This is a genomic window from Pseudogracilibacillus auburnensis (assembly GCF_003201975.1).
GTDB lineage: Bacteria > Bacillota > Bacilli > Bacillales > Amphibacillaceae > Pseudogracilibacillus > Pseudogracilibacillus auburnensis.
The window spans coordinates 597,081-611,099 of record NZ_QJJQ01000001.1 but is presented as its reverse complement, the minus strand read 5'-3'; the positions used below and the strand labels follow the sequence as shown (position 1 = coordinate 611,099).

Genomic DNA, 14,019 nt, shown 5'->3' with positions numbered 1-14,019 from the left:
ATCCATTTATCATCTAATGACAATTGCATCATAAGAGGAAGTATGAAAAGCTACATCCCCCAATGAACATTAGAAAAGGTACGTTCTTACCTGTTGACTCCTGATAACTTTAATCTTCATGTTAGCATAAATGCTTTTATTATTTTCAGATATTTATAGCATGACATTTTCCCCGTATAATTGGCAATAAGGATAGTAAGCCGATCCGGAGCATGAATATCGCTGTGAAGTTTGCTCTCTATATGACGTTGCTAATCAGTGAAACCTATGTAATAGACTTTGGCAACACAAGCACAATACCGCTATAGACTACAGTTTAGTCCAGACCGAATCCATCCTCTACGGTGCGGACAGGATTATCACTCTCGCCATTTGTGACTACACCTATAATAATGCCCGAATGGAGCCTCATGTAGTACTGTGCTAATAGACAAAATACCAACGTTAAACCTCCATAGTGTTGATCTTTTGGGAAAGCCTCGTTATTAAAGCCAAAGCAACTAATGTACTCCCTGCTGCAATTACTACAAGAATCATCAGATTATGGGTTATTCCTCCCGATAAAAGAATTTCAGAAGAAAAACTGCCAAAAATGCTTGAAACAATTACACTAGATACAATCGTCACGGAAGCGGATTTTTTCCAATATCCAAACCATAAAGAAATGACGGCCAATGCTGCCGATGTAATGGAGTAAGCTACAAGGGATGCTACTATTCCAAATATAGTTGACAGTGTTAAAACATCTTGACAGAGAGGAAAGAACGATTCGGTGATAAAAAATATTGAGAATACAATCATACCGCTAAATATCATGGAAATGACTATAAAAAGAAACACAGTTATTATTTTTACCCATAATACCCGGTTTCTCTCAACAGGGTACGAGAAAAGTAAAAAGACCTTTTTACTGGTATATTCCTCAATGATAAATCTGTTATACATCACCGATGACAGGATTGAAAAACAAGCCGTAGCAACCACTAACGACAGTGTAGATATGCCATTATATGTCATAAATATTTGTACATCCTTATCCGAAGCGTCAAGGTACGGAATTGCAGCAAATAAGTAGACAAGACCTATCAACGTAACCGTAATAACAAGCCCCGCAGTTATATATCCTTTCAATCGGTTACGTTTGATTTCAAGTTTTATCAGTTTAAGCATTATCTTTCCCCTCCTTCACAATTGAAATGAAATATTCTTCAAGGTTAAAAGAACTGCCTTTTTTTAGTTCATGGAGCGTCATTTCCCGTACAACCGTACCGTTTGAAATAACGCCAATCTTCTCCGCTATGTGTTCGACTTCGGATAAAATATGACTTGAAAATAAAATTGTTACTTTATGGTTTTCTACAAGACTCTTGAATAAATCACGCATTTCACGGATCCCTACAGGGTCAAGCCCATTAACGGGTTCATCCAATATAAGCAATTGGGGTTGATGAATCATAGCACGAGCAATAGCTAAGCGTTGCCTCATACCAAGAGAAAACTCTGAAACGGGCTGATTTTCGGTTCTCTGCAATCCGACCTTGGATAAGGTCTCTTCTATATCAGCACGTTCGACATCCATATAGGCAAGATGTATCTCTAGGTTTTCTCTGGCGGATAAATGCTCATAAAAAACAGGCATATCAATTAAACTGCCAATATGTTTTAATATATCAGTTTTCTGTGTCACAACATCTTTCCCCAGTACTTGTACTTCCCCCTTTGTAGGAATTAATAAACCAGTCAGTATTTTAAACATAGTAGTCTTTCCTGCTCCATTTATACCCAAAAAGCCATAAATTGTTCCTCGTTCTACGGCTAAAGAGCAGTTACAAAGCACTTCATTTTTGCCAAATGATTTATACAGTCCTTTTGTGCGAATTGCCCACTCCGTTGACATTAGATTCCCTCCTTTTAGTAATGAAGAAGTTAATATTCCTATGACAATTTACGATTATAAACCTGTGTTGAGGCAGTGAAAGCTACAATAATGATACCCACAGACCAAGCCAAAGCTATCCATAAGCTGTTGCCTAAAGGCAAATCGAGCATCAAGGCTCGAATACTGTTAATAATCGGCGTCATGGGTTGTATTTCTGCAAACCACCTAATGCCGCTGGACATGGTATCAGTGGGAGCGAAGCCGGAACTGAGGAAAGGCAGAATAAAGAGTGGAAACATTAGTCCGCTGGAGCCTTCCGGCGTCTTTGAGATTAACCCACACAGTACGGCAATCAATGAAATTGCAATGTTTACTAACATAAGAAGTCCTACAACAATAAGCCAATCCACAAAGCCTCCCTGTGGTCTGAAACCGAGAATGAATGCAGAGCCAATGATCACAGTGGTTGAAATTGTATTTCTCACCCCCCCTGCACCGGTATGACCTATAAGCACGGCATATTTTGAAATAGACATGGAACGAAAGCGGTCTATTATACCCTTTGTCATATCTGTTGCAACATTTATTGCTGAATGTTGGGAGGCTTGACCAAGACTTTGCATAATAATTCCCGGCACAATGAAATCAATGTAGTTAAGATCTCCTACATCTGCGATATTCCCAAATACAGTCCCAAACAAGAACATTAGGAAGAATGGCGTTATTGTGGCCATTAACAGTGCTTCGGGATTTCGCAGAGAAATAAGTAAACAGCGTTTGAACATGATCCACGAATCAAAAAATATACTTGTCTTTGGCTTATTCATGATTACTGTCCTCTTTTTTTTCATCAATTAACGTTAGAAATACTTCTTCTATAGAGGGCAGCTTTTTCTCAATGCTATCAACGGTAATGCCCTTATCATTTAATAGTTTCATCGCTTCTACAGCTTTTCTTTCGTTTTGGAAATTTAGCTGTGCGCCTCGCTGCGGTATAATCTCTTTGAGATACTGTGGTGTGCCTTCTGCAAGTATCTTACCGCCATGAAGAATAGCGATATTGTCAGCAAGATACTCCGCTTCTTCTAAATATTGCGTAGTAAGAAACACCGTTGTTCCTTCTGCTACCAAACTCTTTACCAAATCCCACATAGCAATACGGTTTTGTGGATCTAGCCCTGTGGTGGGTTCGTCAAGGAAAAGCACTTGTGGGTTGCCCATAAGGCTCATGGCTATATCTAGTCTGCGGCGCATTCCACCAGAATAGGTAGATACTTTTCGGTCAGCCGCATCCTCCAAATCGAAAAAGGATAGCCACTCGTCTACCTTACTTTTAACATCCGTCAGACGCTTGAGTTGCCCGATAAGATATAAGTTTTCTCTGCCCGTTAAAACTTCATCTACTGCCACAAACTGCCCTGTTAGGCTACTACACCCACGCACATAGTCCCCTTGACATACTACATCAAAACCGCCAATGCTAACATTACCGCTGTCCGGCTTCAACAAAGTGGAAAGGATTTTTACGACGGTTGTTTTTCCCGCACCATTCGAACCGAGCAGGGCGAAGATATTACCTTTGTGTACGGTGAAACTGACATCCTTCAAAACATGGTTTGTCTTGAAAGATTTTTTCAAACCCGAAACTTCAATCATTTTTTTGATCATAAGTTCCTCCTTTTTATACATACGTATGTATGTAAATATCTCAAATTTTACTGCCTAATTAAAAGGCAGTAAATCTAAGGTTCTAGTTTTATCTTTTAAATTCCTGTTTACCTATTTCCAAAAAAATCTCTTTCATCTCCTTATCCATAAAAGGTACGCCCAATACATTCCCCAACTGTTCAAAAAATGAAACTTTATTGGCAAACTCTTGATATGGCACTGGAAATGCAAAAGGGCTTAACCATGAAGCAATCAACATGGAAATAATCTGTGACACTTGTTTTGGATATTTAACAGTAATTGATCCATCCTCATTTCCCTCGAGCAATAGTTTTTCAATATAAGGCGCTACCACATTTACTTGAGTAAGTAGTTCGTTCTTAAAGATAACAGGATTATCTGCCAGTTTTTTCATTTCAATTCTTAAACTATCACTCATATCCAAGCGGGGACGGAGATCCAATTTAAACAAAAAACGAAGTTTTTCAAGAGCATTAAGCCCTTCCTGTTTTTGGGCAAGGATAAACGGGTTACTCTCATTAAAAGACTTATACATAACGCTAGAAATCAGTTCTTCGCGGGATTTGAAATAGTGGTAAAAAGCCCCACGGGTTACACCAACTTCCTTTACAACATCTTCAACCTTCACATTTTCAAATCCCTTTTCCGAAAAAAGGCGTGTAGCAGTTTCCAATATATACTGCTTTGTTTTTTGGTCGGGGTCGTGAAGTGGCATATAATCACCTCCGAGCATATAATACATACGTATGTATTATATTATCTATCATTAATCCATTTTTTGTCAAGCTATATTATTGATTTTTCTAAATAGTATCACTACAATTGTAAGCGATGAAATGCGCTGATATAATTATCCTTTTTATTTTCTTCACTTGAGCAAACAAAATATTAATATACAATATCTTTATACAACCATTCCAATAAGTATCAAATTGTAGTTTCTAATTTTGCACAAAAAATAGACGTTCATTTTATTTGAACGTCTAAAAGTATCGCATCAATTTAAGATAGAATATTTAACTTCACATGTTCCCTCACACCAGATCAATTCCTACTGAAACATTAATGTGATTTTTCATCACTTTTCATCTGCCATTTTCACCATTTGTCTCAAAGTAAGAATGCTTGTAAAACGCCTTGAAACTAAGGATTTCTACATAGTGTGGCGACATAGCAACCCTATAGCCTCTACATGCCCCGTCTGTGGAAACATATCAACTGGCTGTACTTCCTGTGTTTCAAACCCAGCATCTTCCAAAATCCGCAAGTCACGGGCTAAAGTGGAAGGATTACAAGATACATACACAATCCGCTTCGGTGCCATATCAACCATCGCTTGAAGTAATGCTTCATCACACCCTTTTCGTGGCGGATCTACAACGATAACATCTGGGCGCAACCCTTGTGCTGTCCACCAAGGCATGACTTTTTCCGCTTCCCCGACAACAAATTCTGCGTTCGTTAATCCGTTTAGTTGTGCGTTCTCTTTTGCGTCACGAATTGCTTCTGGAACTATCTCAACACCGTAGACTTTTTTCGCCTTTTGCGCTAAAAATAGAGAAATGGTACCAATCCCGCAATAAGCATCAATGACAACATCTTCAGAACCTACATTGGCATATTCCAGTGCCTTATCATAGAGCACTTTCGTCTGGGTTGGATTCACTTGATAAAACGAGCGAGGTGAGATTTTAAACTTCAAGTCACCAATAGTATCAAAAATATAGTCTTCACCATATATTGTTCTCGTCTTTTTTCCTAAAATGACGTTCGTCTTTTCTTTATTGATGTTATGAATAATCGATTTTATCGCCGGATATGTCTCTGTTAATTGTTTAATTAATTCCGCCTGTTGAGGGATCTTTTCCGTTCGTGTAATAAGGATAATCATCGTGTCATTCGTCCAAAAGGCAGTGCGCACGATAATATGGCGTAATACACCTTGATGTGTTTTCTCATCATATGACACAATACCTAAATCTGTCGCAATCCTTCTTACAGCCTCCACCATCCGGTCCCCAAGTTCATTTTGAATGAGACAGGTATCCATATCATCAATAATTCTGTGGCTTCGTGCTTGATAAAAGCCAGTTATTAGCTTTCCGTCTTTTTCACCAATGGGGATTTGAATTTTATTACGATAGCGCCACGGATCTTCCATTCCTAAAACAGGATGGACAGGCACATGATCCAAGTGGGCCACTTTTCGCATGACATTGCGAACTTGATTTCGTTTCATCTCAAGCTGCATATCATAACTCATATGTTGCAACTGACATCCGCCACATTTGTAAAAAACATCACATGGTGGTGTAACTCGTTCTTGGCTCACCTTTTTTATATCGAGAAGTTTTCCGTATCCGAAACGTTTATTTACTTTCACTATTTTTACATTCGCTTCTTCACCCGGTAAGGCATGTGGTACAAAAATGGGGTATCCACTAATTTTACCGACACCATTGCCTTCATGTGTTAAGTCTTCAAATAGAAGTGTCACTGTTTCATTCTTTTTCACAGGGACTTTTTGCTTTACCATATGGATTAATCTTCCTTTTGTAATTACTATTTTGCTTTTTTCTATTCTATATCTTATCATAGTTTGGTTCATGGGAAGTAAAAGAACAATATGAAATGCCTAACGTATTTATCGTGAATGATATTACACAGAGTCAGGATCATGAATGTTGAAGTTAATATCGCGGATGTGTCCTGTTATATGTCGTTCCTATGACGCATTTCCACCAAATGTATGGTTAATCGCAAGGTTAAATGGAGCTTGCCCCGCAATTATATGGCGGATCTTCGTGATTATATGGCGATTCTTCTCCATAATATGGCGATTTTCCGTGGTTATATGGCGATTCTCAACCATAATATGGCGCATCTCCCCATTTATATGGCGAATGTACAAAACCCTCTGCTGATTTCAACAGTAAAACCAAAATGTTGATCCAACCAAACTGCCACTTACCCACCAAATATTTTATCTCGTAAAAATCTCCCTGTCGGTGTATCGGCAAGTCCGCCTTCTCCCGTTTCGCGGAGTTGGACAGGCATCGTTTTTCCAATTCGGTACATTGCTCCGATTACTTCATCACATGGTATGCGGCTTTTCACACCTGCAAGTGCGAGATCAGCAGAGACGATTGCTAATGATGAACCAGCCGCATTCCTTTTTACACATGGTACTTCGACAAGTCCTGCTACAGGGTCACAAACGAGTCCGAGCATGTTTTTCAGTGTAATTGCAAATGCTTCAGCGGATTGCTGTGGGGTTCCTCCCGCCATCTCGACGACTGCGGCGGCAGCCATGGCACCAGCGGAACCGACTTCTGCTTGACATCCGCCTGCCGCCCCTGAAATAAAGGCATTGTTTGCAACGACAAATCCGAATGCTCCCGCTGTAAATAAAAAGCGTATCATCTGTTCTCTCGTCGGGTGTAATTGCTCTTGAACAGCAAATAACACGCCCGGAACACAGCCCGCACTTCCGGCTGTAGGGGTTGCACAAATAACTCCCATTGCAGCGTTAACTTCGTTTGTTGCCATCGCTTTACTGACTGCATCCAATAGGATATTCCCTGATAATGGTGTTTTTTCTTTTCTATATTGTTGCACTAAAACTGCATCACCACCAGTTAATCCTGTTACAGACTCGACTCCTTTTAATCCGGCTTCAACCGCTTCTTCCATAACTGTTAAATTCTTTTCCATCTGGGCAAAAATGTCTTCATACGACCGATTTTTCATCTCCATTTCCTGCCGAATCATTACTTCAGAAATTGGCATTTTTTCTTGCTCCGCTATTTCAACTAATTCCGTCACTGTTCGAAACATCGACACACACTTCTCCTCCTTATGTGACTATTTTTGATACTTGTATAATGTGGTCAGCTTCTTCAAGCTCAGTTAAAATTGTATCACTCACATTTTGATCTACTTCGATCACCATTAACGCTTCCTTGCCAACATCTTTTCTGTTTACTTCCATATGTCCGATGTTTATCTGATGTTTTGCTAAAATTTTCGTTACAGAAGCAATTGCTCCTGCTCGGTCATTATGCATAATTAATACGGCTGGATGGTTGCCAGAGAGGCGTAGCGAAAATCCGTTTAACTCGATAATTTGTACTTTTCCCCCACCGATTGAAATACCGACAACTTCGACATCGTCATGATCATTCCCTATTTTAATCCTAACTGTATTCGGATGGTCGGTTGCAGCCGTATCTTCTAAAAAGTCAATTTTTATCCCTTTATTTCGAGCAAGATCAAGTGACTGACGCATTCTCCGATCATCTGTTGCAAAGCCTAATAGACCACCAACAAGTGCAACATCTGTCCCATGCCCTTTATATGTTTTAGCAAAAGATCCGTATAATTGAATACGTGCCCACCTACAATCTTCACCTAAAAAGTCACGGGCAATTTTTCCGATACGAACTGCTCCAGCTGTGTGAGAGCTGGATGGGCCGATCATTACTGGTCCAATAATGTCAAAAACAGAATTAAATTTCATCCATTTTCACCTCCAAAAAAATACTCCTTTTGCATCTATTATAAGTGTATAGATTGAGACAAAAGGAGTATGATGATTATTTAAATAATTCCTTGAAATCGTAAAATAATTTCAGCGATTAAAGCGGACCCGAGAAACGTACCTAACATAACTAAGCTCGCAACGACGATTGAACGCCAGCCTAGTTTCATAAAATCTGTCCATGAACGTCCAATGGCAATACCTGCATATGCTAAAATTGGTGTTGCCAGAGCAAGAAGTTGAACCTCGCTTGTCCACTCAACAATTTTTTCAGAGCCGGGCATCCATGGCATGGAAACGAGTACTCCAATAATAGAAATATAAGCGATACTCGGGAAATTAATTGGAATCAATTCTCTTAAAATAAATCCTGCTAAACAAATTAAAATGAGTACGATCATTCCTGGAATTGCTTTTAACGGTAAAATTTCATATCCTGCCCAATTCCCTATAAGGGCAGTGAATCCAAAAATAACTAATAATAATGTCCATTCTTGTATATTTTTTAATAACATGTTGGAAGCCCCCTCTTTATTTCGATTTCTTTCGGGTCATCATAGTATAAATTTTTTCTGTTAAAGGTAAGCCAATAAAAATACTCACCCATAACCCTGTTGACAAGGATAGTAAATTACTTGCCCCTGCAAAAGCAACGATCTGTGTTTCTAGTTCAGGAAACGCTGCGACTAATGAACCACTTGCTGCCGCCATCATACTTCCACTTCCTACTCCTGAAGCCATTGCAAATGACAGTGGATGAAGTGGTGTAATCGTTGCTAGGAAACCAGAAATAAGTCCTAAAAATACAGCTCCAAAAACGGTTCCAAAAATATACATCGCCATTACTCCACGGCCTTCTGGTGAATTAATCCCAAACTTGTCCATAATGAGACCAACGTTTGGCTCACGGCCGATTGAGTGTGTCATTCCTACCGCTTCACGTTTTAATCCTAGCCAAATTGCAACAGGTAGCGCAAGTAGGATGGTTCCTAAGTTTCCTAATTCCTGTAAGACTAAAGCAGGTCCCGCTTCAATCACTTCTGGTAAAGAAGGTCCAATAATGACTCCAATTTTTGCTAATAGTAAAGCAACTCCTAAAACAATAATCGGTTCCGCATTTTTAGATTGTTTTTCTTTTACGAGAGGTGTGAAATATAATACGAGTCCGATAATTAATGCGTAAAGCATTGGTAAAAGTAAAATAACTCCTGGTCCAATTGGAATGCTAAATGTACCAATTGCCTCGGTAATAATAACAGTAATGAATACTAACGCATGTAAACGCCAATCTTTCCAAAGTCCAAAAATTGGATTTGAGTTCTCACTCATTTTTTATCCCCCTTTTAATGTCACAATATTGTCTTTCAATCTAATTAGTTTTTTGTCTCCCCCTTTTGTAATTGTTTAATTATTTCATAAACTGCTGTAGAGTCTTTCTGCCCCTTGTCTTGATAGCTTGCTAGTTGATAAAGTTGATGAGCAGATTGGCTAGCTAAAGCAGGAACTTCTACATTTTCGGCTAAATATTGATACAAGTTCATATCTTTCATCATATTGGCCAGTGAAAATTTTACCTCATCAAATGTGTCAGCTATTATATTCGGTCCAAATACATCCATCACTTTCGTCTGGGCGGAACCTTTCTGAAAAATAGCAGCCATTTTTTCTTTTGGAACTCCTGCTTTTTCTCCTGTTAAAAGTGCTTCACTTACTAATGATATAATGCCACCAACAATCATATTATTGCACAATTTTACAATTTGACCTGCTCCACTTGCTCCGACATAGTCGATTTTTTCACCAACTGCTTGTAAAACTGGTAAAATGGTAGAAAATTTTTCTTCTTTTCCTCCTACCATAATCGTTAATGTCCCATCATTTGCTCCAGCTGGTCCGCCACTTAAAGGACAATCATAATAATCAATTTCTTGTTGCTTTGCTTTATCATATAATTTTCTCGTTAATTCGACATCATTTGTGCTCATATCTAAAATGACTGTACCTTTTTTCATCACGTCAAAAGCACCATCTTTACTATCAGTCATTAGCTTTTCAATTAATGGAGGAGAAGGTAAAGAAAGAATAAGTACATCGACTTCTTTTGCTAATGTTCTGACACTTTCTGCCGATTGAGCTCCTTCATTTTCTAATTTTTTTACTGCTTCTTTATTAATATCAAATACTGCCACGTTATAGCTATGTTTTAATAGATTTTTGGCTATGCCAAAACCCATAAGACCACAACCAACTACTCCGATGTTTTTCACGTCTTGTTCTTCCTCTCTATGTTGTAACGATTTGGATGGAGGCTGGGACAAAAGTGTTTTCACCAAAGAAAAATCCGAACTATGGTAGCTGCATGTAACCCGCTCTGGAACTATACTTCGCGCATCCTAAGGCGGTTGGTGAGCCTCCGACGTACAGGACGTACTAGTGTTGATGACGTCACAGGACGTGGCGTTTGTCATCGACCTCTTGCTAGCGCACTGTGGTGCCTCACCGCTGCCTTTCCTCCCTACGCCGCTCAGTACGTACTAGTGTCGGCGTAGGTCACAAATCTTTACGGTGGGACGAGCATTTAGCACAGTCCCAGGACGTGACCGCTTTTAGCCGACTAGGAGTCTACGGATATTTCCTCCGCTCAGATAATGCATGGTTCGTCTATAGATTTGGTTGTTTTAGTGATGTCTCAGCCTCGTCATTTTACGCTTTAATATATACTGTTTTGTAATCTGTCCAAAAGTCTAATGTAGTCGAACCTTGTTCACGTGGTCCAATACTAGATGCTTTTTTCCCTCCAAATGGATACTGATTTTCAAAGTAATTGGATGGAATATTGACATGGGTTACCCCTGATTCAACATTGCGAACGAAATGAAATGCTTTATTTAAGTCATTCGTATAGATCGTTGAAGAAAGACCAAATTCACTGTCATTTGCAAGCTCTAATGCTTCTTCATACGTATCTACCGTTGTAATCCCGATCACCGGTCCAAAAATTTCTTCACGGAAAATCGTCATCTCTTTTGTCACATTGCTAAAGATTGTCGGTGCGACGAAATATCCTTTATCTAATCCATTTTTTGTTAAACGTTTTCCACCATATTCAAGGGTTGCTCCTTCATCAATAGCCGATTGGACGTAATGTAAATACGTATTTAATTGTCCTTCATCAACGACTGGTCCATTATCGACATTTTCGCCAAACCCTTCACCAATGACTAATTTGTCAGCTCGGGCTACTAGTTTTTCCGTTAATTCTTTGGCGATTGATTTTAAAACGATCACACGGCTTGTCCCTGTACAACGTTGTCCATTATCTAAAAAGCCACTAATGACTAGATTTTCTACTGTCTCATCAATATTTGCATCTTCTAAAATAATGGAAGGGTTTTTCCCACCCATTTCTGCTTGCATTTTCGCACCACGTGTACTCACCGCTTTACCTAGTGCTAAACCAACATTTGTTGATCCTGTAAAAGAAACTGCTTTTATTTTTGGATGATTTCCTATCGCATTCCCAATGACACTACCAGAACCTGTTACCATATTGATAACCCCTGCTGGTACTCCCGCTTCTTCAAAAAGCTCGATAATTTTGATACTAATTAATGATGTGTTACTAGCCGGTTTAAAGATGACCGTATTTCCGGCAATGATAGCGGGTGCAATTTTCCAAATGCCAATTCCAAGTGGGAAATTGTAAGGTGCGATGACGCCAACAACACCAAGTGGTTCACGAATTGTATAGCCAAAAATCTCACTACTGTTGGAAGGTACTGTTTCACCTGTCATCCGATTGGCTTCTCCACTAAATTGCTTCATTGCTTCAATTGTTTTGTTTACTTCCCCATTTGCTTCACGAAAAGATTTTCCTACTTCTTTCGTTATAATCGTTGCTAGTTCTTCTTTTTTCTCCTCTAGTAGTTGAATTAATGTAAATAAAACGTTTCCTCTTTTAGGAACTGCTGTGTTCGCCCAATCTGCGAAAGCGTTCTCAGCTGATTGAATAGCAAGTTCTACATCTTCTTCATTCGATGACTGAAAGTATCCGAGCACTTCCTCCGTATTTGCTGGATTAATACTGGCATATGTTTCATTTGTTTTGGATGAAACCCATTCTCCATTTATATAGTTGTAATACGTATGACTCATGATGATAAAATCCTCCTCAAAAATGATGATTACCTATTATCATAAGGATAAATTGTGACAAAATAAATGTGGCAAGTAACAAAGATTAATCATCTTTTTTGTTACTCGCCACATATAAGCGAAAAGCGACCACTAAGTCAATCCAGTCTTTTTCATCATTAAAATCGATTTGTAATACCTCTTCGATTTTTCTGAGCCGATAGTATAATGTATTTGCATGAATGTGCAAATACTCTGCTGTCTGTTTATGATTTTTATTTAATTTAATAAATATCCGTAATGTTTCCAAATAACTTTCATCCAGCGTATAAAGTTTATGCAATTTATCATTCATAAACATATCTAAAATATCTTCATCCACTTCATATAATAATCGTTCAATCCCAAGCATCGCATATTCGACGACTTGTATATGATGCATTTTTGCATACCCGATTGAACGTACCGCTTCATGATAAGAAATAGATAATTCTTGAATCGTCGTTTCCCTACCAATTCCGAATAAAATATGTTTATCGTTCTTCCAGTGCATTTGAATTTGCTTGATCAATTTATTTAAGGTATGTTTACTTTGAGTAGGAATGATCATAATCAATTGAAAAGCTTTCGTGAAAATTAAACTGTGTAAACCGATCGTATAAGTAATTCGTTCAATCGATTGGACAAATCGTTCTTTATCAATTAAACGATCAATTTCCCATAATGGATGATCCTGTCCTTCTAAAATAATACACTGGACATGTGAACCTTCATTCCACTTTACGTATTGAAGCGCATGATGTAAATCTCTCCCAGAGATCCCTTCCATTAACTGATTAAAAACTTCTTCTCGAAAATGAATTTCTTTTTCAAAAATTGCATTGTTCTTGATCAGTTCAAGTGCAATGGATAGACTTGCTTGCTCAATTGCAATTTGATCCATTTCTACAAACGACTGGAATGGTTTGGTAAGTTTTAAATGACCTAACACATCGTTTCCTCTAACGATTGGAAATGTATGTTCATCTTGGTCGTAAATATTTGCATCAAATGTAACGGGAGACGAAATGATTCTTTCTAGCAAAGAGATGAAATGATCAATCCCTCGTCCTTCAATGATTAATTGATAGAATTGATTATGAATCGAAATCGATTGTTTTAGTAATCTGTTTTTTTCTTTTAAATGTTGGTACATATTCGAATTATCGATAGCGATGGCACTTTGATCAGCAACGAATTCGATTACTTCTATATCTTCTTTTGTGAAAACATTATTTTGATTAAAGTTATCGACGACGACTACACCTAAGCAGCGATCCTTGTTTAAAATTGGAACACAAAAGGCACTTTTTATTTTTCTCTTTTTAACCCCTTCATAATAATAACGGTAATTTTCTGGGGTCATATTTTTCATAAATGCATCAATTTCTTGTTCAGAAGTAAATAATTTCGATTTTTTTTCGGTGAAAATTTTCCCTGAAATCGATTCGCCCGGAGAAAAGGCTATTTTACTCAATTTCTCTTTATGAATCCCTTCCCCTTCTGCAAATCGCAATGTGTTCGTTTTTTCATCATATAAATAAATAATGAGCACATCAGAAACCTCGATTAATTCACTTGCAGCAACAATGACATTTTGTAGGACCTTTTCAATTTTTAATGACTGCGTTAATATTTTATTTATTTCTAATAGTTTCTTTGCTTTATGAATATCCAATAAAAACACCACTTTATCGAGTAAACGAAGTTGTCGTTCCACACATGATACTTCCTATTT

General features: G+C 38.2%; 13 protein-coding genes. All 13 read right to left on the bottom strand.

Annotation, left to right across the window (positions count from 1 at the left end):
- Positions 1–444 precede the first annotated feature (444 nt).
- Positions 445–1,170 (bottom strand): ABC transporter permease, encoded by a 726-nt coding sequence (locus tag DFR56_RS02875; protein ID WP_110393892.1) that lies wholly within the window; start codon positions 1,168–1,170, stop codon positions 445–447.
- On the bottom strand, positions 1,163–1,897 hold the full coding sequence (locus DFR56_RS02870; RefSeq protein ID WP_110393891.1) for an ABC transporter ATP-binding protein: 735 nt from the start codon (positions 1,895–1,897) through the stop codon (positions 1,163–1,165). Before DFR56_RS02870 ends, DFR56_RS02875 begins: the two co-directional genes overlap by 8 nt.
- A gap of 38 nt (positions 1,898–1,935) precedes the next feature.
- Positions 1,936–2,706, bottom strand: coding sequence for an ABC transporter permease (locus DFR56_RS02865; protein WP_110393890.1), 771 nt, complete (start codon positions 2,704–2,706; stop codon positions 1,936–1,938).
- On the bottom strand, positions 2,699–3,547 hold the full coding sequence (locus DFR56_RS02860) for an ABC transporter ATP-binding protein (RefSeq protein ID WP_110393889.1): 849 nt from the start codon (positions 3,545–3,547) through the stop codon (positions 2,699–2,701). Before DFR56_RS02860 ends, DFR56_RS02865 begins: the two co-directional genes overlap by 8 nt.
- Before the next feature lie 88 nt (positions 3,548–3,635).
- Positions 3,636–4,283, bottom strand: coding sequence for a TetR/AcrR family transcriptional regulator (locus DFR56_RS02855; protein ID WP_110393888.1), 648 nt, complete (start codon positions 4,281–4,283; stop codon positions 3,636–3,638).
- A 438-nt stretch (positions 4,284–4,721) separates the two neighbouring features.
- On the bottom strand, positions 4,722–6,104 hold the full coding sequence (rlmD, locus tag DFR56_RS02850; RefSeq protein WP_110393887.1) for a 23S rRNA (uracil(1939)-C(5))-methyltransferase RlmD: 1,383 nt from the start codon (positions 6,102–6,104) through the stop codon (positions 4,722–4,724).
- Between the two features lie 431 nt (positions 6,105–6,535).
- Positions 6,536–7,405: an L-serine ammonia-lyase, iron-sulfur-dependent, subunit alpha gene (sdaAA, locus tag DFR56_RS02845; RefSeq protein ID WP_110393958.1), complete on the bottom strand. Its 870-nt coding sequence runs from the start codon at positions 7,403–7,405 to the stop codon at positions 6,536–6,538.
- A gap of 19 nt (positions 7,406–7,424) precedes the next feature.
- Positions 7,425–8,087, bottom strand: a complete 663-nt coding sequence (sdaAB, locus tag DFR56_RS02840) for an L-serine ammonia-lyase, iron-sulfur-dependent subunit beta (RefSeq protein ID WP_110393886.1) — start codon at positions 8,085–8,087, stop codon at positions 7,425–7,427.
- A gap of 80 nt (positions 8,088–8,167) precedes the next feature.
- Positions 8,168–8,623: a hypothetical protein gene (locus tag DFR56_RS02835; RefSeq protein ID WP_110393885.1), complete on the bottom strand. Its 456-nt coding sequence runs from the start codon at positions 8,621–8,623 to the stop codon at positions 8,168–8,170.
- Positions 8,624–8,639: 16 nt separating this feature from the next.
- The gene (locus DFR56_RS02830; RefSeq protein ID WP_110393884.1) at positions 8,640–9,437 is read right to left on the bottom strand and encodes a DUF3100 domain-containing protein; all 798 of its coding nucleotides are present in this window, start codon (positions 9,435–9,437) and stop codon (positions 8,640–8,642) included.
- Positions 9,438–9,481: 44 nt separating this feature from the next.
- Positions 9,482–10,438 carry an NAD(P)-dependent oxidoreductase gene (locus DFR56_RS02825; protein WP_280523431.1) on the bottom strand — a complete coding sequence of 319 codons (957 nt, stop codon included), beginning with the start codon at positions 10,436–10,438 and terminating at the stop codon, positions 9,482–9,484.
- Between the two features lie 373 nt (positions 10,439–10,811).
- Positions 10,812–12,263 (bottom strand): aldehyde dehydrogenase family protein, encoded by a 1,452-nt coding sequence (locus DFR56_RS02820; RefSeq protein ID WP_110393882.1) that lies wholly within the window; start codon positions 12,261–12,263, stop codon positions 10,812–10,814.
- Positions 12,264–12,348: 85 nt separating this feature from the next.
- The gene (locus tag DFR56_RS02815) at positions 12,349–14,001 is read right to left on the bottom strand and encodes a helix-turn-helix domain-containing protein (RefSeq protein WP_110393881.1); all 1,653 of its coding nucleotides are present in this window, start codon (positions 13,999–14,001) and stop codon (positions 12,349–12,351) included.
- Positions 14,002–14,019: the final 18 nt, after the last annotated feature.